The organism is Anaerotignum propionicum (assembly GCF_024461735.1).
Lineage (GTDB): Bacteria > Bacillota > Clostridia > Lachnospirales > Anaerotignaceae > Chakrabartyella.
Map to the genome: position 1 here is coordinate 103,330 of NZ_JANGAD010000008.1, position 21,260 is coordinate 124,589.

The window sequence follows — 21,260 nt, forward strand, 5'->3', positions numbered from 1 at the left end:
CTCACTTTACGCGAAACCCATAATTTTTGGGGTTATGCAATCCTGCTTTTATCATACAATTTACAATAACTCTTGTCACAAACAACGCAGTGAACATAGAAAGGATAATACCAATAATCAGCGTTGTAGCAAATCCTTTAATTGTGCCTGAACCTAAGAAGAATAATACTACTGCCGCAATTAATGTGGTAACATTGCCATCCACAATGGCAGGCAATGCTCTTGAGAAACCAATCTTTACAGCAGAGCGCAATGTTTTTCCAAGAATCAGTTCTTCTTTTATACGTTCAAATATAATAACATTGGCATCTACAGCCATACCGATAGAAAGAACAATACCTGCAATACCTGGTAAAGTTAATGTGATATGGAACAAGCTTAATACCAATAAATCCAGTGCAATATAAATAATCAAAGCCCAATCAGCCGCAAAGCCCAAAAGCTTGTACATAAACAGCATGTACAGTAACACAAGCACAATACCTACAAAACCTGCTGTAATACCTGAGGAAAGTGCATCCGCACCCAATCTGGCGCCAACATTCTTCATTTGAATAACATTTAGGTTAAATGGCAAAGAACCTGCACGAATCAATGCCGCCGTGTTTTCTGCTTCCTGCCCAGTAAAGCTACCTGTTATAATAGCTTTTCCATCTGTAATTGCCGTCTGCACCGTTGGTGCACTAACCACAGTCTTATCCATTACTATCATTATTTTCTTGCCGATGTTATCTGCAGTTGCTTGAGCAAATCTCTGTGCCCCTTCATCGTTAAACTCCAATGAAACATAGGGAGCTGAAGGACCATTCTTCGAGGTGGCTCCAACTTGCTTTGTGGCATTTTTTACCATATCGCCTGTTAGCAATACATTTCCAGCTTCGTCAACAAAAAGAAGCTGTGCTGTCTGACCAATTTCCTGAATCGCTTTCTCTGCATCATCAACACCGGGAATCTGCACACGAATACGATTTGTACCTTCTTGTGCCGCTTCCGCCTCTGCCCAGCCGTTCCAATCCAGACGACCTTGCAACAAAGAAATTGCTGCTGACATTTCCTCATCTGAAACATTCTGTTTATCGGCCTCATACACAATGTCAACACCGCCGCTTAAGTCTAAGCCCTGCTGAATATCATTGACACTAAACCGCTTGTCCTTGCCAATTCCGTAATAGGTTAATGCACTTAACCCTAATGCTACGACAAGCATGAGCAGTAGCATTAATCTTCCTTTTGTTTTCATTATCCAGTCCCTCCTGAAATCTTTGTGTGCCAGTGTGATTTTGCACAAAAGAAAGGCGGCTCTCCTTTTGTTTTCAAAAAGGAGGAACCAGCCTAATTCGCAATTTTTGAGAAAATCTCTCAAGAATATGTAAATAAGAGATTTTTGCTCTCAGCAGTCAGTATATCACACTGTACAAATTTTTCAAGTATTTTTTTATTTTTTCCCATTAACCCCAAAAATACCACCAATTCCACCACCTGCCAAAGCGACAATTAACGACATTATTTTCGACATACCCATGGTAAACGTATCGCTGGCTAGAGCCGTTACAAGAAAAAGAATCATTGCATAAAGAAACCCAGCCGCCAGACCCATCAGTAAGCCTTTTTTCTTTCGGCACTTTGCCCAATCGTATCCCGCCACAGCTGAAGATAGAGCAGTACACACCAACGCAATCATAGGCAGACTTTGTTCAGAAACATTTGTGTATGTTAAAATAAGCCCATAAGCGATAAAGAAAATACAAGTGATTCCATATGCAATGGCCATGCCCTTCGCCATACAGGTCCAGCTCTGGTCTCCCTGTTTTTCCATAACATCTCTCTTTTTCTGTATTTTTTTCATATTTTCCTTTTTTTTCTTTTTCAAAGATATCCTCTCCCACTTTGCTTTGGTTTATTCTATGGGAGAAGCCTTAAAAATATGATACCATCTTTCATTAGAGTACTGGGGAATGAAGAAAGCCTCCCCTTAGGTATATCATTCCTATGTCTAAAATTGTTTTTTAACTCATTCATCCATTTTATGGTATACTGTAGGAAAGGAGGCGAGCTTATGAAAAATAGCGGCATCATCGACCTACACACCCATTCTTATTTCTCTGATGGCACTTATTCACCTGAGGAGCTCATTCTTTTGGCAAAAGAACAAGGACTTTGCGCTCTAGCTCTCACTGACCATGATACCATAGAAGGCTTAGAACAGTTTATGATAGCAGGAAAAAAACATGGTATAGAAACAATACCTGGGATTGAGCTGGCAGCCCAATGGGGGCGCTTTCATCAACCTGAGCTTCATATTCTAGGTCTTGGCTTTGATCCCGAGGCAACAATTTGGGAAGAGCAAATGGATACCTTTGTCCAAAATAGAACCATTAGAAATATAAAAATGGCAGAACAATTGACTGAAATCGGTTTGCCTATCACCCTTGATGAAGTGGCAGAAAATGCAGGGGGAGAAATTGTTACCCGTGCCCATTTTGCCAGTGTGCTCTTAAAAAAGGGATATATCCGTACACGGGACGAAGCATTTTCAAAATATCTTACCCAAGGCCGCCCTGGCTATGTGGCAAAAATACTGCCAACCCCCGCTTCCTGCATCCAAACTATCCACTCCGCCGGTGGCATCAGCATATTGGCTCATCCCACCCTATATAATCTAGCTCAAGATCAATTAGATGCTTTATGTGAGGAATTGGTTCCTCTTGGATTAGATGGGATAGAATGCTTCTATTCGACCTTCACACCCTCTCAAAGAAAGAACATGATGAAATTGGCTAAAAAACACCATTTGTTCCCCTCGGGAGGCAGTGATTTTCATGGAAAGAACAAACCTCTCATCCGCTTGGGGTCAGGTAGAGGAAACCTTTCCATTGCATATTCTCTCTGGGAGAATATGCAGCCTCGTATAAAAGCTTTGAAAGAAAACACAGCTTTTTGATTCCGTTGCCTTCAAAAATCAAAAAACGGTATTATTCAAATTAAAAAAAAGAGCAGTGTCTTTTGACACTGCCCTTTCTTTTTTACTTTTTAGCTACTGTTACCTGCTTCAAACCGTCAACCTTTTCAAATTCTACACCATAGCCTAATTTCTCAAAATCACGCACGCTGATGAAGGATTTGCCGTTCTGTACAAGACCTTCCATTGCTGTTTTTCCGTCTACACGAACGATATACGCTTTTTTCTCAGCGTTATTCCATTCTACCTTTTCACCCATTGCTTCGCAAATCACGCGCAAAGGCAAATATACACGACCATCAGCCTCAACATACTCTGCTAAGTCTACATCGTTACCAGCAGAGAAGAAAGCGTCATCTTTTCTTACTTTTGTCAATATTGCTTGGGAATCGTCTGCGCCGCCCCAAAGAGCAGTTACAGCAGTAATAGGATTATACTTTTCATCCAAAGCTGTCATTTTTGCTTCAAAATCAGCCATGCTTACGCTGCCTGCGGGCATTGTAACCTTGCCACTGCCTGCCTTAACGTCACTAATACCTGTTACCTTCAATACGCTCTTGCTACCATTTGTAATGCCAAATGCTTCTGTTGAATGGAAGCCAGCACCGGATTTTGTTACAGTTGCTTCATAAGCAAAGCTATTCAAAGCTTTGGAAACGTCAGGTTTTGCAATCGCCTGCTGAACCATCACTTTAATAGAATCTGTAGCAGTCTTAATAGATGCTGTATCTTTCTTTGCTTCTTCCATACCTGCCTTAAATGCAGCCATTTCCTCTTCGGAAGAGTTCATAGCCTTCATAACATCCATCATGTATGTTGTTGTTGCACTCAAAACAGTATCAGGGTTATTGCCAACATAGTCTAATAAGTTAACAAACAAATCAGCAACTGCTTTGCCGTCTGCTTTGACTTTGTAACCACCGGAAACTTCACTTACCATATTGGTTGTAAAACCGGTGAATGCATTTTTGTAGAAGTCCATTACAGAAGCATACAATTTGCTGTAGCCGTCTTCAGGAACCATCTTCTTAATCTGATCATCAGTCATGCCCAAATCCTTCATAGACAAAACTTTGATGTATTTGCTACCATCTAAAAGTGTTTTTAATTCTTTTGCAAAGTTTTCATCCTGCAGATAGCTGTCTTTTTCCTTACCTGCTAAGTCCTTTGTCAATTCATACGTACCCCAAACGGTTTTACCGGAAACATAAACACCATCTGTCATTGCGTAGTACATATCACCCATGTCATATTTCTTTCCATCATAGGTAACATCCAAATCTACATAATAAGCAAAGGTTTTCATATCCATTTTCAATGTGTAATCAATTACAGCAGACTTTTTGCCTTTTAAAGCATCTAAGCCCTGAATAGTATCTTTCAAATCTTCATCAGTAGCGCCGGAAGCTTTCGACAGATCTGCAACATACTCTTTCATTGCATCTGCATCTAATTCCACATTCACTTTACCAGAAGCCTCACAAACATCCATTTTGGTTAACATGTCTGCGCTCATCTGCAGATATCCCAGCTCTGCACTGGAACAGCCTGTGAAAGAAGCAATGCACATTACCGCGCACATAAGTGCCGCTAGTTTTTTTCTCATACGTATTTCCCCCTTAAAATAATTTGAAATAATTATCACATATGGGCCTTGGTTTTTACAAATCAATTCAATTGAAATAGAAAGAGAGGTAATTTTAGATAAGTTAGAGTTAAAAGCCGGAAACCGTTCGTTTTCCGGTAGACAGCCTTAATCGGAATTATGCAAAAAGCCTCTATACTTTCTCCCGTAGAACTCACTTTGCATACAACCTAAAACACACATGTATCTCTATTAGTATACTCCCATTTATACCCTGAATCAAATAAAAGGGGAAACCTTAAGGAAAACTTAAAACTTGCGGCTCTCCTCGCCTTCTTTTTTTATTTCATCCTTCTTCATCTTGCCGCTCAACGCAAAGACATTGGTGAATGTGGTTCCTTCTCCCTCCGTACTTTCAACTAATATATGACCAAAATGACTGTCAGCGATCCATTTTGCAATAGAAAGCCCTAACCCCGTACCGGAAATCCCCTTATTTCTGGATTGATCCACACGATAAAATCGGTCAAATATTTTAGACAAATGCTCCTTAGAGATACCTGCTCCATTATCTCCAACAGAAACAAATGCATCTTTTTTATCCTTCCAAACACGAAGGGTAATCAAGTCTCCATCCTTCGTATATTTTAGTGCATTCTCAGCATGAATCCATAGTAGTTGCTTGATTAAATCAGGGTCACCCCAGATTTCCGCCTTGTCCTTTTCCTCAAAAACAATTTTTCGGTTTACTTCAAGAACCTCCAGCTCTTTCACAACTTCCCCTGCAATTTCATTTAAAGATATCAGCTTTTTTTGGACAAGCATTCGGTTCTGGTCACCCTTTGCCAAAAAAAGGAGCTTTCGTATCAATGCACTCATATGCTCCGTCTCACTTAAAATGGAGTCTATTGCTTCTTGCAAAATAACAGGATCACTTTTTCCCCAACGATTAATCAGGTTTGCATACCCCTGAATAACAGAAATCGGTGTTCTTAATTCATGAGATGCATCTGAAATAAATTGATTTTGCCGCTGAAAAGAGCTTTCCAAACGATCTATCATAGAATTAAAGGTTACTGTTAACTCTTTCATCTCATCATCAGGACCATCTGTATCAATACGTTGACTCAAATCCTCAATGGTTATGCGCTCCGCCGCCGCACGAATTGCCTCTACAGGGCGCAGCATACGCTGACTGATATACCAACCAATCAAAAATGCACATAGTATACCAATAAAGTTTACTGTTGCCAGCTTGCCAATAAAGCCACGAATAAAGTTTGAATTAATTCCAATCAGCTTATAGGCTTCCACACGATACTGCCCACCCTGTGCTGGAATAATAGTGGAAATCAGCATAATTTGCTGTCTATTATTATTTTCTAAAATGTACTCAGTACAATTCTCCACTTTTTCTTTTTGAGCGCTGATTTTGAATCCATCCTGCGCCAAAGTCTGCTGACCATGCCCCATTAATTCATCCTTGTTTGTAAAAATCCCCTCAGGAGTAGGAAAATTAGACTCTCTCAACTGCATCAATAAGGGTTCTTCACCGAAATGACTAAAATAATACATATTCTGATATTGGGAATAAACATTGACCTCAACATATTTATTATCCAATAAATCCCGAAGGGTATCATTATTCAAGCTCTTTCCCTGTTGGAGATACGCCTCAATATTGGAAATCGTCAGCGTAAGCTCTCTCCTGATAATATGTTGCTGAATTCCGGGTATATTTATGGTCATAAAAAAACTGATAACTAAAATAGAAAAGGTAAAAATCCCACTATAGAGGAACGTAATTTTTCTGGCAATTGCCATATGGCGTATACCCCAAAAAAAGGATTGCTTATTCTTCCTTGACATAATACCCTACCCCTCGTATGGTATGAATAAACTTTTTCTGAAAAGCTTCATCTATTTTTGCTCTTAAATAGCGTACGTAAACATCCACTACATTTGTTTCACCAATATAGCTGTAGCCCCATACTTCATTTAAGATTTGTTCTCTGGTTAAAACAATATTTTTATTTTGTACTAAATACAAAAGAAGTTCATATTCCTTCTTGGTCAGTTCAACCACTTCTCCACCAACGGTGACCAAGCGCTTCTCCGTATCAATTTCTAAATCCTGCACCTGCAAAAGAACTTTTTTTGACATCTTATCTTCGCAGTGCTTAAATGCAACACGCATTCTTGCCAACAGCTCCTCAATGGCAAAGGGCTTTGTCAAATAATCGTCAGCACCGCTATCTAGCCCTGCAACCTTGTCAATCACCTCATCCTTAGCGGTAAGCATAATAATGGGTACATTGGAATTCTTGCGAACTCTACGGCAAATTTCTATTCCTGTCAGTCCGGGCAGCATAAGATCCAAAAGAATCATATCAAAATTCCCTTCGCTAATCAAAGATATACCCTCTCGGCCATCGTGACATACCGTTACTTCATAACCCTCATATCTTAACTCTAGCTCAACAAAACGTGCTAGTTTAACCTCATCTTCAATTAATAGAATCTTCTTTTGCATCATGATTCTGTTCTCCTTTACATAATTTTGGTATATTATACCATAAAATACAAAAAATAAGTAAAAAAATGTCAATAAAAGTTGTTTTCTTTTTGAAACTCTTTTTAATTATAACGTTTTCATTCCACTAAAACCATCAATCTACTCTATTTTCTGTTTAATACAAATAGATTATCCCTTTTTATTTTTATTTACATTTCCTATATAAAATATAAATGCTCTTTCAATCTATCAAAGTTGCTTGTGTCAATAAGAATGAGCATCATCGTTAAGCTTATTATCCTTTCCCATCTTCATACGTAAAAAGTATACCTTTATGCAGTTAAAAGCATATTGTCTTATGATTAAAAAGTAATTAAAAATTGAAATCCATTGTTTTTTTCTGTCGTTTTTTCCATTGCGGCTGAAACAGTTTTTCTGTATAATGGTGTGGCATGTTTAACGCAGGCATTGAACGAATTCTAATCGTCACCGTTTAAATTTTATAAATAACGGACAGCCTTATGAAATGGGATGGATGATTGGTTTTAAAAGCCTGCCATATATAAAATCGGCTTTTTCCTTTTGCCGGTTCAATCAAAACACAATAGAAATAAAACAAGTAGTTTCGTTTTATTTTATATCTTTTAGGAGGAATCAAAATGAGAAAACAACTGGCACTTTTCCTGACGCTTATCTTATCCATTGGTATTTTAGGCGGTTGTGGAAAAAAAGAATCTGCTCCCCCGGAAAATGGGAGCGAAGAGAAGAAAACAGACTACCGCTTTGAACAATGCGGCTTGGCATATAGCCTTCCAAAAGAATGGCTTGAGCGCAAAAACGTAAATCTAATTCCTGTTACCTTTGTAAAACCCGACGGAGAGATTTACGCCAAAATTGAGTATGACTTTACACCTGATGAAAATATGGATGAATTAAATAATCCTGATTCCAAAATCCCTGTGGATGAATTGATGGTTCCTGTTTTTACCCTTTTGGTTGTGAAAGAAGAAAATATAGAATCTCAAAGTGTAAAAGAAGAACTGGCTCTGTATAAAAACTGTGAAGAATTACCAAAGCAAGAGAAGTTCCGCTTTTATTATCTTACAGATTATATTGGCAGTACCCCTAGATTCTCCAATGACTCCGCTAAAACTTTTGAAACTCTGAAATCTGAATTGCCAATGCTGCAAAAAACCATTGAAACCTTTGTACCAGATGAAACTTCCGTACAAACCCAAATTGAGGATAGTAAGGCATACCTTAATTTTATGTCTACCACTCTGTCAGGTGATCCTATTACGAGCACGGTTTTTTATGATTATGACCTAACTGTTATAAACTTCTGGGCATCCTATTGCTATCCTGATATTAATGAGCTGGCTACCCTAGAATCCTTTTATAAGCAGCTTAAGGAAAAATACCCAAATGTTAATTTTGTCCAAGTTGTAATTGATCTGCCTGGTGAAAAAGCAGAGGCCACCGTGAAACAGGCATATGAAGAAGCTGGTGTAACTTTTACCACAATCATCCCTGACCAAGCAATGGCATCGTGGATTATCGATCATCTAAAAGGGTTGCCAACTACCTTCTTTGTAGATAACAAAGGACGCCCTTTGGAGACAAAAATTGAAGGTGTCAAAGATTTAAAATATTATATGGAAACCACGGCAACTGCGTTGGAAAAAGCAAAAGCAGAAAGCTAAAAATTTCCCTTTCATTAAGAACGCATTTTATTGGTGCGTTCTTTTTTTTTGGATTCCAGCATAAACTATTAGCGGAGGTGGGCCGATGACAATCCATGTAGTAAGTGCCGGTGACACAATTTATTCGATCGCAGAGAAATATAACGTAAGTGCAAGGCTGATTATGGAGAATAACGGAATAACCAATCCGAACCTATTAACTTTGGGGCAAGCCCTTCTGATTTTAGAACCAGATGTAACCTATCAGGTACAGCCGGGAGATAGCATCTTTCTCATTGCACAAAGGTTTGGTGTTTCGCCAAACGTGCTGTTGCAAAACAACCCACAGCTTGCCATAACAGACACAATTTATCCGGGTCAGACCATAATCATCTCGTTCAAGGAACCCCCTCAAGAGGAATATCTGGTAAATGGGTATGCGTATCCCTACATTGATGAGACTTTATTGAATCAAACCGTTCCTTATTTGTCGTTTCTCTCTGTTTTCTCCTATGGGTTTCATGCCAACGGTGAATTGATCCCTCCCGATGATATGAACTTAATTTTGGCCGCAAGAGCCTTTGGCGCAGCACCGATTTTAGTTTTGACTCCTTTAGATGAAAACGGAAAATTCAGCAATAAACTCATATCCGAAATGGTAAATAACCCAGAAGCAAGGGCAAATCTTATCTATAATCTTATGGTTGTTATGGGGCAAAAATCCTATTTCGGCATAGATGTAGATTTCGAGTTTGTGCTGCCCACAGATAAAGAGGCCTTTATTACCTTTCTTTCTGAATTGCAAACGGCCATGAATGAAGTAGGATTTCGTGTTTTTGTTGCCCTTGCACCAAAAACCTCCTCAACACAACCAGGACTACTTTATGCCGCCCATGATTACAAACGAATCGGAGAAATTGCAAATTATGTATTGTTGATGACCTACGAGTGGGGCTATGCCTACGGACCTCCCATGGCTGTAGCTCCATTAAATAAAGTGAAAGAGGTCTTAGATTATGCCGTTCAGGAGATTCCTCCGGAAAAAATCATCATGGGAATCCCCAATTATGGCTATGACTGGACACTGCCATTTACCATGGGCGAAGGCAGAGCATTAACCGTTGGAAATCAAGAAGCCGTGCAAATGGCTATGGATATTCGTGCAGAAATTCTCTTTGATGAGGTTGCCCAAAGTCCCTATTTCTTTTATACCAGCGAAGACGGTAGTGCCCACGTGGTATGGTTTGAGGATGCGAGAAGTATTGACGCAAAATTACGTACTGTTAAAGAATATGGCTTTAGCGGAGTGGGTTACTGGAACCTTATGCGTCCCTTTATACAAAACTGGATGCTCATCTCCAATGTATATGATATCAATAAGTTTGGAATCTAAAGCTTAATTACAGACAAATATCTTGTGTTGATTTGTTTGAATACCTATTTCTTAAAATAGAAAAAGCGGTGACCCTAAGGGTCACCGCTTTTCATGATAGAAGTTAAAGGGAATCAATTTAAATTGATTACGCTTCTTCAGGGGTATGATTAATATATACACGCAACTTAGAAATCCTATTTTTGTCCATTTCTTCCACAACAAACTTTAATCCATCGGACTCCAAAATCTCTCCACCTTCAGGGAAATTGCCTAATATCATCAGTACGTATCCGGCTATGGTATCTACCTCGTCAGATTCTAAACGGCTGCCCACCATTTTGTTAAATTCCTCCAAGCGGGTACCTCCGTCTACCACATATTCATCCTCTTTAATAACCTCTATTTCATCTTGCTCATCATCATATTCATCAGCGATTTCGCCCATGATCTCTTCTATAATATCTTCCATTGTGGCCAAACCGGAAGTTCCACCATATTCGTCCAACACAATGGCAACAGCCAAATGATTTTGGCGCATCTCAGAAAAAAGTTCTGCTACGGGTTTCGTCTCATAGGTAAAATAGGGCTCTCTCATATATTTGTCTGCACAAAATTCGTTTTTGTCTACAAAAAATACATCCTTAACATATAGAATCCCAACAATATCATCAATATCCTCGTCATAAACAGGGAAACGGGAAAAGCCTTCTTCGTTTACCAGCTCAACAAATTCCTCATAACTTACATCACAAGAAACCGTTACCATATCTGTTCTTGGGGTCATAATATCTTTTGCCTTGGCATCCCCAAAGTTAAAGATATTGTTAATCATGATTCTTTCCTCTGACTCCAAAACACCCTCTTCATGGCTAACATTCACTATGGTTTTCAGTTCAGCCTCTGTAATGGTGGGAAGTTTTTCATCTGGATTATGCCCAAACAAACGGGACAACGAACTGGTCGCCGCCGACAGAACCACAACCACAGGACGCAAAACAAAAACAACCACAGAAATGATATTTACCACAAGCAAAGCTACTTTCTCCGCCTGCTTTGCCGCAATGGTTTTGGGAGTAATTTCTCCAAAAATCAAAATAACTACCGTAATAAATGCCGTCGCAACAGTGGCACCACTGCCTGCATCCCCGTGAAACACCTGAATTGCCAAAGCAGTTGTCAAGGCGGATGCGCCATTGTTTACCAAGTTGTTGCCTACAAGGATAGAGCTAAGCAATCGATTGGGATCATCCAAAAGTTTGCTGATTTTGTCTGCGTTCTTAATCTTTTCCTCCACCATATTACGAAGGCGAATCCTACTTAATGAGGTTAACGCCGTTTCAGAGGCAGAAAAAAATGCAGAACAACAAACTAAAAAAATTAAAAGCCCTATCAGGTACGGACTGGCACCGTCCACTAAAATCACTCTCCATTTCAAAACAATCACATATTATCATATTTTTATTACTCAAAATACCACAAAACCCATCTGGCGTCCAGAGAAAAATATCGTTCAGCCTCGCTCACCACGATTTTTCTCTATTTCCTCAGCCAATTCTGTCAGTTCCATCCAGCGCTCCATTCGGCTTTCCAATTTAAGCTCCAACTCTTCTTTTTCCAGCGACAACCTTTGCAGCTCTGTATAATCTGTGGTACAGCCTTCCATTACTTTGTTCATTAACCATATTTTTTCTTCTATTTTTGCTATTTCTACCCCTATGGTATCATATTCACGTTGGTCTTTATAGCTCATTTTTGTAACTGGACTTTTTTCCTTTACGGCTTCTACTTTGTGAGGTCTAGTCACCTCCACTGTGTCGGGTTCTTCTTTTTCTTTCGCTGCCTTAAAATCAGAATAGCCACCTTCATATTGCTTAATTCTTCCATCTCCAAGGAAGGCGAAAATACGATTCACTGTTTTATCCAAAAAATATCTATCATGGGATACAGCAATAACCGCACCTTGAAAATCTTGTAAATATTCTTCTAAAATCATCAAAGTTTCCAAATCCAAATCATTGGTTGGTTCATCTAAAAAAAGAATATTAGGTGCTCCCATTAAAACCCTTGCCAAATAAAGTCTTCTTTTTTCACCACCAGAAAGCATGGAAATGGGACCTCTTTGCATATCCGCAGGGAATAAAAATTTTTCAAGCATTTGAGACGCACTTATTCTTCCATCTCCTGTCTGGATATACTCCGCCACCTCACGAATATAATCCAAAACCTTCATGGTCTCGTCCATACCATCATTCTCTTGAGAGAAAATTCCGATTTTCACAGTCTCCCCTCTCTCAATCATGCCACTGTCCGGCTGCAGTTTCCCTATCATCATCTTCAATAGTGTAGTTTTACCACACCCGTTGTCTCCCGTGATACCAATGCGGTCATCCCTTAAGACTATATAGCTAAAATCCTTTATATAAAACTTATCATCGTAAGCCTTTGAAATATTTTTTAATTCTATGGTCTTTTTCCCTAGGCGGCTGCCAATAGATGATAGGGCAACGTTCTGCTTTTCCTCTGGTGCCTTTATGGCAGATACTTCATCAAAACGTTGTAATCTTGCTTTTTGCTTTGTTGATCTTGCTTGGGCCCCACGGCGTACCCATTCCAGCTCACTGCGCAAAAAGTTTTGACGCTTTCGCTCTCCTGCGGCTTCAAGCTCTTCCCTTTCAGCTTTCAGTTCTAAAAAGTTGGTATAATTACCTTGGTAGGAATAAAGCTGACCTTTATCCAACTCAAGTGTCCGATTGGCAACTCGGTCAAGAAAATATCTATCATGGGTTACCATAAGCAGAGCTTTTGCATATTTCTCTAAATGCTTTTCTAAACACTCCACTGTTTCATGGTCAATATGATTGGTTGGCTCATCTAATATCAATAGCTCCACCGGAGCGATCAAGGCTGCCGCCAACGCTACTCTTTTCTTTTGTCCTCCCGAAAGGGTATCTACCTTTTGCCCAAAATCTACAATCCCAAGGCGGGTCAAAATATTCTTGGCTTCACTTTCCAAAGACCATGCCTCAGCCTTATCCATTTCCTCTGTCAGCCTTGCGGATAATGCCGCCATATTTTTATCCTGAGGGTTTGCATTCAACTGCTCCAAAGTCTCCTCATATTCTCTGACCAAGGAAAGCTTTGGATTCTCCCCCGCAAAAACATGCTGTAGTATAGTAGTTCCCTCCATAAATTCAGGATTCTGAGAAAGATATGCAATTCTCATTCCATTCATGGTAATCACTTCACCGCTATCTGCGTGTCCAACACCAGCTACGATTTTTAATAATGTGGATTTTCCAGCACCGTTGACACCTATAACACCAATTTTATCCCCTTCATGGATACTAAATGAAATATCATCAAAAATAACCCTTGTTCCGTAGCTTTTACGAATGTGCTCTGCAGTCAATAAAACCATTTTGCTTCCTCCAATATGTAAACCTCTGTCATAACTCCAGAGGCAAAAGTTCAACGTCTCCCGTATCTAGGATGCTAAAATTCTAAGAGATATTCTCAAAATTCATTTCATAATGGCTTTGCACCTAAAAGAGAATTTCTTCTCCTTTGTGATTCCACTTGAAAACCAGGGTTTTCGAGCATTCCTAAAAGTATCACATTATTTCATAGAAAAAATCATTAATCCTCTTTCTTATCCTCATTCTCCATAGCATTCCCGCCCTCCGTAGATTTGAGAACAAGCTTTTCCTGTCGTCCCTTCCATACCAAAAAAGCTGCCGCCGCAACAATAAATATTGCAGATAGCACCTGAGAAACGGCAAACCCGCCCCATTGCAGCTGATCCGTTCGCAAACCTTCAATCCACACTCTGCCTAAACCATAGCCAAGGAAGTATAATCCAGCTATTTCACCGTGAAACTTCTTCCTGCGGCTCATAAAAATCAAAAGGGCTAACACTCCTAAATTCCATAATGATTCATACAAAAACGTTGGATGTACCTGAATATATTCAACGCCATTGACCATTTGTAATTGGCTCAATGTGTTATCTGAAATATCTCCAAGGCGTACCTGAGAAAGCTGATAACGCATAGCAAATAAATTGTTTGTGAAATCACCAAAGGCCTCACGGTTGAAAAAATTCCCCCAACGCCCCAATACCTGCCCTAAAACCAAACTTGGGGCAGCAGTGTCCGCCAACTGCCAAAAATTTATTTTTTTTATTTTAGAATATACTAACGCTGTTAATACGCCACCGATAACTCCACCGTAAATGGCAAGACCGCCCTCTCGTGTAGCAAAAATCTTTAAGGGATTATCCTTGTAGGTATCCCAAGAAAATGCAACATAATATAATCTGGCACAAATAATAGCAAAAACCAATGCATAAAGGGCAAAATCCAAATAGGTATCAGGATCCTGGCCTGTTCTTTTCGCTTCATGCATGGCAAGCAATAGTCCTAATAAAACCGCTGTGCCAATAAATATTCCGTACCAGTAAACTTCTTTTCCGAAAATTGTAAACGCAACTCTGTTTAAATGATTTATTTCTATTCCCAAATGAGGGAACCATATTTCAGGCATAAGCCAACCTACCTTTCATCAATACATAAAAATATAACAACACCTATTATATCATTGTAACCATTTTTGCTTAGTCTTATAGTACAGATAAGCAAGGGTTTAAAAATGAGAAACTTAAATAATAATTTATCAGCATAATATTACTTATTGACCCATTTAGAAAAAATAATACCACATCGAGACCCGTAACTCAATGAATTCTTTCATAAAAGCTGATATCCCGCCTAAAATGCAATCACGCATAAATTAATTTAATTTATATGTAGTTCATGATAAATACATATAAAAAACACAGAAGCCTTTAAGGCCTCTGTGCTTAGGGTATGGAAAATACCCTTATCAAAATCGTAAGTTCAAGCCTTTTTACGTTAGAAACAAAGGGTAAGTCTGAATCACCTTAACGGATTACGGAAAGAACCATCTTCTCTTTTGCAAAAGCCTTGCTTAAAAGCTGCTCAGCTTCATTCTTTTGCACAGTTTTTAAATAACGAAACACTTGTCCTGCCGAGCAGTCTGCCATGGCCCACTCAATCTGCCCCATTACCATGCCTGATACCGACTGATTTCGACGGATAAAGCGTCCTATTTGTTTTTTGCAAATTCTACGGAAATCCTCTTCACCAATTCCCTCTTGACAAAGGGTCTCCAGATGTTGTAAAAGAAGCTCGCTCACTTCTTTTCCCCTTTCTCCCACGCCGGAAAAAGCACAAAAGGCATACTCTTCACCGTTAAAATACGCATTCCCCAGCGGCTCATCCAAATATTTTTTATAATAAGCCTCCTGATAAAAAGCACTGCTTTCACCGGCTAAAATCTCCAACAAAATACTCATTAAAATCCGCTGTTTTATGGGTTCCTTCTCTACCGGTGTCATTTTAAAGCCAATCTGAAAAATTGGTCTAGTAATGCCCAGCTTTCCTTCTACATAGCTTTCTTTTACATTCTCCGGCTCTCTCTCAAATAGAGGTTTCTCCCCCGGCTTTTTCTTTTTCATCATACCCGCAGCTTCAACAATTTTTTGTACTCGAATATCTCCAGCACAAATCAAACTAAAACGTTCCGGCGTATACATACAATCATATGCCTGTTGTAACACTTTATAATTGATTTTCTCCATTGCTTTCGCATCTCCCGCAATGGGGATGCGAATGGGATGATGGTGATACATCGCCTGCAAAAGCTGATAATATACACGCCAATCCGGATTATCGTCATACATGGTAATCTCACTTTGTATAATACTCTTTTCCTGTTCTGTTTCTTCTTCTAAAAAATAAGGGTTTTGGACAAAGCTGAGTAACAACCTCAAGTTTTCAAAAAAATTCTCCTGACAACTAAAATAATATACTGTTTTCTCAGCATCGGTAAAAGCATTGGCAGAAGCACCCTGTTTGCTAAAGGTTGCAAAAGCATCTCCCCATTTTTGTCGGAACAACCTATGCTCAATAAAATGTGCCGTTCCTTCTGGAAAGTGCAGAGGTTTTTCCTGATTCTGCGCATCGCAGGCTAAAAAATTGGAACCTGCTTTCACCACAATGGCGGCCATCTTCTCTTCATAATCAGGCATAGGAAAAAAATAGCAGTCCATTCCAGAGGATGTTTTTGTCCAAACTGTTCCGTTTTTATCAGTATCATTTTCCCTCATCTTTTGCCACCTCCTGACCGCTTAACAAATAAATGGCTTTCAATACGGCTTTGTTCGCCATACGACTTACCTCTTCTGCCGTAACATTCCCAATGCGGCGCAAAAACGGTTCTAGTCCCCGCTCACCTTCACCCAAAACCTGCTCCACCGAAAAGTCAGCCATTGCCCACGGCTGATCTGCAATGGTTCTATACTGTCTTAATAATGCAGTTTTTGCCTGCTCTAACTTTTTTTCCTCCACAATATCTTCTCCCAGCTTTTCCAACTCGTGAAGAATTCCCTTTGCAGATTTTTTAGCATCCTCAACTTTAATTCCTGTCTGCACAAACAAAAGTCCTGTTAATGGATAAGGAAAAGATTTGATGTCATAACAAAGTCCATCCCGCTCTCTTAGGTTTTGAAATAATAAAGAATCAGGATCACCACCAAATAGCTGATTTAGTACCAGCATTGTGCCATAGCTTCTTTTGCCCCATTCTGCCTTAGTATCAAAAGCCAATACAAGCCTTGCCTGTTCCATTGGGGTATGCTCTCTAACATAAACAGGCTCTTGTCTAGTTGTGACTTCAACCTCCGTTAAGCTTTCCAAAGGTTCTCCACCTGAAAAAATTTTACGGAAAATTGTCAGCTTCCTTTTTTCCCCCTCATCGCCGCAAAAGAATATTTTAACTGGTGCATGCTCAACAATTTTGCAATAATAGTCATATAATGATTTTCCATCAATTTCATCCAAATCCTCTTCATAACCATCAGCAGAAATTTCAAGGGGTGTTCCTTTTGCTGCCTCCTGTAAGCATCGTCTGCGGGCATACTCTTGTTTATCATCCTTCAAAGCTGCCAATCTTTTCGCCAATATTTCTTTCCGCCGATCTACAACGGTTTCAGGAAACCCAACATGATCTACCAAAGGTTCAGAAGAAAGAGCCTTTAAAAATCCAATTGCTTCCTCTGTTTCTACCGCCTTTGCCGTTTCCAATGAGAAAACCAATAATTGTTTATCCCCTTTTTTCACAATGAAAATATCCCACAAAGCACCATACATTTCTTCCGCTGCAGTGGCTATTCGGCGAGCATCAGGATAAGCCTTGCAGCCTTCTCGCAACACCTCAGCTAATAAAGCTGTTTTTGTGGCAGTTTCTCGTTTTAAAGGTAACTCAAAAAAAAGCAAAAACAGATTTGTTTTAAACTTTTTGCCATCCAACCAATAAATTCTGCATCTTGGCGTATTTCTCTCCAAGGAATACATGTTATCACCTCATTTACTTCATTTTGGATTATTGTTTCCCAAAGAAGTAAAAAAAATCTATGCAAATTGTGTTTTCTTTTTCTTAAGATTTGAAACTTTGGCAAATTATTTTGCTTGCGAAAAAAACAAATTATCATGTATTTCTGTTTTGTAAAGATTCACAAAAAACTCTAAGTATGATCTACTTTGGTAAAGAAGATTTTAATCAGAAAAGGGGGAATTTATTATCTCATTTAAAAACAAAAAAGTGTCGACTAAGCCGACACTTCTGCTTCATTACAACCAGATATAACATGTTACGCAAGGATTTTTTACGCCAGTCATCCTAAAATATTTACATTGGCTTTAGGAATCTAGCTTCAATTTTTAATGCAATTTGAACCACAAATATTGATCTTTCATTTCAGGAAATCTCCTGAGAGGTTCTTTTGTTTAACTTCTTCTGATAATATTGAATTTTATTTTTATACATTATTTGGTCTGCTTCCTGTATTAAATGATGAACCATCTCTTTTGTTACCTTCACATCCTTCACCGACTGGCTTCCGCAGGAAATAGAAATAGGCCCGTGTTCAAAATTTTTCCACTTTTCTGTCGCCTTCTGCATCCTTTGTTGACATTCCTCATTGCTTAGCTCCGTTTGGGTCATCAAAACCACAAATTCGTCCCCGCCCAAGCGATACCATGCATCCTTTTCCTCTGGGAATGCTTCCTTGATGCTTTTTGCCGCCTCACATAAGAGTCTATCTCCCGCACCATGACCACTTTTATCATTTACGGGCTTAAGCCCATTCACATCCATTAAAATTACCGTTAGATTTTTGCAAATTGTCCCTCTCTCCTCTAAGCTTTCAATGCATTTCTCTAAAGCTACTCGATTGGGCAAATGGGTTAAAACATCTCTTAAAGCCAACTCCTTGTAAACCCGATTTTCGATTTCAACCTCAACATAACATAGAACCTTCTTGGCACAAATCCAAACAATTATAATTATAAACGACAAAACACCATATCGAAAAAATCTTGCATTGTCCAGAGGTGCAAAAAAGAAAAATCTCAACACGTCCATCATATAGAAACTTAAAAAAACAATAATAGCGATTAAAAAGCCAGCAGTATAATAGGACTTTTCCTTTGTGTATTCCCCCATTGAAATACCAATCAAAGCAAAAATTGTGAACAATAGAAGAATATATGTAATAGACATCATTTGAATATATTGATATATCCCGAGAAAATTCAATATATTTTGAAGCAAAAAGTTAAGGGTAGCGGCTCCCGCCAATCGATACAAAAATCTTTTGTATCGCACCAAAACATCACTATAAAAAATAGGTATCATAATGGGTAGAAGCATAAAAGAATTAAAAGAAAGATATGCTAATAAAATATCATTGCCAACACATAAATGAACTACCTCGCAGTTTGCGATTGACCAAATACTGCTTAACACCATCAGTATAGAAGTATGTGCTAGTAAATCGACTTTTTCACCACTCCCCATTTTTTCTCTCAGATACATCGCCATGCAAAGTATCGTAAAAAAAAGCATTATCCCGGAAAAAACCAAAGAGGATAGTCCAGCCCGCAAGGATTCCAACATCAAAACCGACTCCGCACCCATAAAAAAACTCGGGAGATGCAGACCCACCGTTTTCATAGGTGATTGAAACGAAACCTTGATTTCTTGACCAGCATCCTTTTCCCCTAAATCCACAATACAAAGCACATTGGTGTTCATCTGCCGTCCCTGCTCAGGAAGTAAGCCCCGATATGAATAACGTTCTTCACCATTAATTTTCACTTGAACATCTTGAAATCTATTTTCAAAGGCCAAAATAGTATTGTCATTTATTTTTTCTGGCAATTGCCTATAAATCTCTGCTCCGTCAGACGCCATCACAAATTCCTTGGGTAACTCTTCTATGGGATATATAACATCTCCAAGCTTCAGGTTCCATCCCTCTTTAAGCTCTGACAGCTCCCCTCGCTTCGATTGGCTCGACCCATAACGAAAAAACCCAACTGCATCAACGCATACAAAAATAAGCACCGTTATCTCTACCATATAAAGTATGTATAATAATATTTTTTTACACATGAGAAACTCTCCTTATCATCATACCTTCATTATATATGGTTTCCTTAAAAATTGCTTAAAAACAGGGCAAATTCCTATGAAAACATTCCTTTCTTTATCGACAAAAAAACCCCAGAGAAGCCTAAGCTCCCCATAGGGTTTTCCTCAATCTTATTTCCAAAATTCAAACTCTAAATCGTAAATACGAACGGTGTCACCTTGTTCAATTCCTTTTTCTTCTAAAGCTTCAATTATGCCCTTTTCCTTCAAATATTTCTGGAAGAAAGCAAAACCTTTTTCCGTTTCAATATTGGTATAGCCAATCATTTTTTCTACACCCACACCGGTTACCACAAAGTAGCCATCTTCCACCTCTTCGATGGTGAAAGGTTCAACATCCACAGCAACTTCATCGTATTCTTCATAATCCTCTGCAAAAATAATGTCCTCAGGATAGTCCTTCAAAATCAATGCAACGGCTGACAAAAGCTCATCCAATCCTTTGTTCGTTGCCGCAGAAATGGGGTATACCTTGAAGCCTTCTTTTTCATAAGTTTCCTTCAAGCGTGCCACATTTTCTGCCGCTTCGGGAATATCTGTTTTATTGGCCGCAATTACCTGGGGACGCTTTAATAATTCAGGATTATATTCTTCCAACTCATGATTAATTTTACGAATATTCTCAACAGGATCATCCCCTTCAACACCTGCCGCATCCACAACATGGATAAAAACCTTAGTTCTTTCCACATGACGCAAAAATTCATGACCTAACCCCACACCTTCGCTGGCGCCTTCAACCAAGCCTGGAATGTCTGCCAAAACAAAGCTATCGCCAAATCTGCCCTGTACGACACCCAAATTGGGTGAAAGGGTTGTAAAATGATAGTTTGCGATTTTTGGGTTTGCATTTGTTACCATGGAAAGCAGAGTGGATTTCCCTACATTGGGGAAACCAATCAGTCCAACATCAGCAATCAATTTTAATTCTAAAATAACGTCGTATTCCTTTGCAATACGGCCTCTTTCCGCATATCTTGGGGCCTGTCTGGTTGGGGTTGCAAAATGCTGATTCCCTTTGCCGCCTTTGCCGCCAAAAATCAGTACTTTTTCTTCCCCGGCTTTACTGATATCCGCCATTACCTTGCCGCTTTGGGCTTCACGTATAACAGTACCTACGGGCACGCGAACAGTAATGTCCTCGCCATCTTTACCGAAGCAGTTTCTTTTTTCGCCGTCCCCACCATTTTGAGCTTTAAAAGCCCTTTTATATCGGAAATCGACTAGGGTATTCATACCCTCATCACCCACAAAAATGACACTGCCGCCTTTACCGCCGTCACCACCGTCAGGGCCGCCATGGGTAATGTATTTGGCTCTATAAAAAGAAACCATACCGTTTCCGCCGTTTCCACCTTTAATATGAATCTTGACTCTATCTACAAACATTTTTTCACCTCTTTATGAATTACCTCAAACTATGTTTTGAATATCATTTTATTTTATAATATATCTTTTGCTGAAATTTTACTATAATTAACCGATTAACTTCTACGAAAAGGAATTCCTGCAAAGGCAGCTCACGGTTCACTAAAATTATATTCTTCTCTTCCATTCCCTTACAAGCTTCA

General features: G+C 39.1%; 15 protein-coding genes. 3 read left to right on the forward strand and 12 right to left on the reverse strand.

The genetic code is table 11. The features are described from left to right. Position 1: 1 nt before the first annotated feature. Positions 2-1,240: a protein translocase subunit SecD gene (gene secD, locus NE558_RS11510; RefSeq protein WP_256150225.1), complete on the reverse strand. Its 1,239-nt coding sequence runs from the start codon at positions 1,238-1,240 to the stop codon at positions 2-4. Positions 1,241-1,435: 195 nt separating this feature from the next. Beyond that, a complete protein-coding gene (locus NE558_RS11515; protein ID WP_256150226.1) occupies positions 1,436-1,870 on the reverse strand; it encodes a TIGR04086 family membrane protein in 435 nt (144 codons plus the stop codon). A 186-nt stretch (positions 1,871-2,056) separates the two neighbouring features. On the opposite strand from NE558_RS11515, the gene NE558_RS11520 reads away from it, so the two are divergent. Then, positions 2,057-2,941, forward strand: a complete 885-nt coding sequence (locus tag NE558_RS11520) for a PHP domain-containing protein (protein ID WP_256150227.1) — start codon at positions 2,057-2,059, stop codon at positions 2,939-2,941. 82 nt (positions 2,942-3,023) lie between these two features. On the opposite strand, the gene NE558_RS11525 is transcribed toward NE558_RS11520, so the two are convergent. From NE558_RS11525 to NE558_RS11535, 3 genes are all read right to left on the reverse strand, one after another. Beyond that, the gene (locus NE558_RS11525; RefSeq protein ID WP_256150228.1) at positions 3,024-4,565 is read right to left on the reverse strand and encodes a stalk domain-containing protein; all 1,542 of its coding nucleotides are present in this window, start codon (positions 4,563-4,565) and stop codon (positions 3,024-3,026) included. Positions 4,566-4,853: 288 nt separating this feature from the next. Continuing rightward, positions 4,854-6,413, reverse strand: coding sequence for a sensor histidine kinase (locus NE558_RS11530; protein WP_256150229.1), 1,560 nt, complete (start codon positions 6,411-6,413; stop codon positions 4,854-4,856). Further along, on the reverse strand, positions 6,397-7,080 hold the full coding sequence (locus NE558_RS11535) for a response regulator transcription factor (protein ID WP_305145058.1): 684 nt from the start codon (positions 7,078-7,080) through the stop codon (positions 6,397-6,399). Before NE558_RS11535 ends, NE558_RS11530 begins: the two co-directional genes overlap by 17 nt. 638 nt (positions 7,081-7,718) lie before the next feature. Between NE558_RS11535 and NE558_RS11540 the strand changes: the two genes are divergently transcribed. Further along, positions 7,719-8,762 carry a TlpA disulfide reductase family protein gene (locus NE558_RS11540; RefSeq protein ID WP_256150230.1) on the forward strand — a complete coding sequence of 348 codons (1,044 nt, stop codon included), beginning with the start codon at positions 7,719-7,721 and terminating at the stop codon, positions 8,760-8,762. 85 nt (positions 8,763-8,847) lie between these two features. Beyond that, on the forward strand, positions 8,848-10,134 hold the full coding sequence (locus NE558_RS11545; RefSeq protein WP_256150231.1) for a glycosyl hydrolase family 18 protein: 1,287 nt from the start codon (positions 8,848-8,850) through the stop codon (positions 10,132-10,134). A 127-nt stretch (positions 10,135-10,261) separates the two neighbouring features. Here NE558_RS11545 and NE558_RS11550 read toward each other — a convergent pair whose 3' ends face one another. The 7 genes from NE558_RS11550 to obgE form a co-directional block, all read right to left on the reverse strand. After that, positions 10,262-11,530: an HlyC/CorC family transporter gene (locus tag NE558_RS11550; protein ID WP_256150232.1), complete on the reverse strand. Its 1,269-nt coding sequence runs from the start codon at positions 11,528-11,530 to the stop codon at positions 10,262-10,264. Positions 11,531-11,626: 96 nt separating this feature from the next. Continuing rightward, a complete protein-coding gene (locus tag NE558_RS11555; protein ID WP_256150233.1) occupies positions 11,627-13,534 on the reverse strand; it encodes an ABC-F family ATP-binding cassette domain-containing protein in 1,908 nt (635 codons plus the stop codon). A 218-nt stretch (positions 13,535-13,752) separates the two neighbouring features. Further along, positions 13,753-14,658, reverse strand: coding sequence for a prolipoprotein diacylglyceryl transferase (lgt, locus tag NE558_RS11560; RefSeq protein WP_256150235.1), 906 nt, complete (start codon positions 14,656-14,658; stop codon positions 13,753-13,755). Positions 14,659-15,055: 397 nt separating this feature from the next. Further along, positions 15,056-16,303, reverse strand: a complete 1,248-nt coding sequence (yfmH, locus tag NE558_RS11565; RefSeq protein WP_256150236.1) for an EF-P 5-aminopentanol modification-associated protein YfmH — start codon at positions 16,301-16,303, stop codon at positions 15,056-15,058. After that, complete coding sequence (yfmF, locus tag NE558_RS11570; RefSeq protein ID WP_256150237.1) at positions 16,290-17,549, reverse strand: EF-P 5-aminopentanol modification-associated protein YfmF; 1,260 nt, start codon at positions 17,547-17,549, stop codon at positions 16,290-16,292. Before yfmF ends, yfmH begins: the two co-directional genes overlap by 14 nt. Positions 17,550-17,952: 403 nt before the next feature. Further along, positions 17,953-19,650, reverse strand: coding sequence for a GGDEF domain-containing protein (locus NE558_RS11575; protein ID WP_256150238.1), 1,698 nt, complete (start codon positions 19,648-19,650; stop codon positions 17,953-17,955). 150 nt (positions 19,651-19,800) lie between these two features. Then, a complete protein-coding gene (obgE, locus tag NE558_RS11580; RefSeq protein WP_256150239.1) occupies positions 19,801-21,078 on the reverse strand; it encodes a GTPase ObgE in 1,278 nt (425 codons plus the stop codon). Between the last annotated feature and the right edge of the window lie 182 nt (positions 21,079-21,260).

Coding starts and splice junctions, on each gene's coding strand:
- NE558_RS11530 (WP_256150229.1), bottom strand. CDS start 6,413: ATGTCAAGGAAGAATAAGCAATCCTTTTTTTGGGGTATACGCCATATG.
- NE558_RS11520 (WP_256150227.1), top strand. CDS start 2,057: ATGAAAAATAGCGGCATCATCGACCTACACACCCATTCTTATTTCTCT.
- obgE (WP_256150239.1), bottom strand. CDS start 21,078: ATGTTTGTAGATAGAGTCAAGATTCATATTAAAGGTGGAAACGGCGGA.
- yfmH (WP_256150236.1), bottom strand. CDS start 16,303: ATGAGGGAAAATGATACTGATAAAAACGGAACAGTTTGGACAAAAACA.
- NE558_RS11525 (WP_256150228.1), bottom strand. CDS start 4,565: ATGAGAAAAAAACTAGCGGCACTTATGTGCGCGGTAATGTGCATTGCT.
- NE558_RS11555 (WP_256150233.1), bottom strand. CDS start 13,534: ATGGTTTTATTGACTGCAGAGCACATTCGTAAAAGCTACGGAACAAGG.
- lgt (WP_256150235.1), bottom strand. CDS start 14,658: ATGCCTGAAATATGGTTCCCTCATTTGGGAATAGAAATAAATCATTTA.
- NE558_RS11540 (WP_256150230.1), top strand. CDS start 7,719: ATGAGAAAACAACTGGCACTTTTCCTGACGCTTATCTTATCCATTGGT.
- yfmF (WP_256150237.1), bottom strand. CDS start 17,549: ATGTATTCCTTGGAGAGAAATACGCCAAGATGCAGAATTTATTGGTTG.
- NE558_RS11535 (WP_305145058.1), bottom strand. CDS start 7,080: ATGATGCAAAAGAAGATTCTATTAATTGAAGATGAGGTTAAACTAGCA.
- NE558_RS11545 (WP_256150231.1), top strand. CDS start 8,848: ATGACAATCCATGTAGTAAGTGCCGGTGACACAATTTATTCGATCGCA.
- secD (WP_256150225.1), bottom strand. CDS start 1,240: ATGAAAACAAAAGGAAGATTAATGCTACTGCTCATGCTTGTCGTAGCA.
- NE558_RS11575 (WP_256150238.1), bottom strand. CDS start 19,650: ATGTGTAAAAAAATATTATTATACATACTTTATATGGTAGAGATAACG.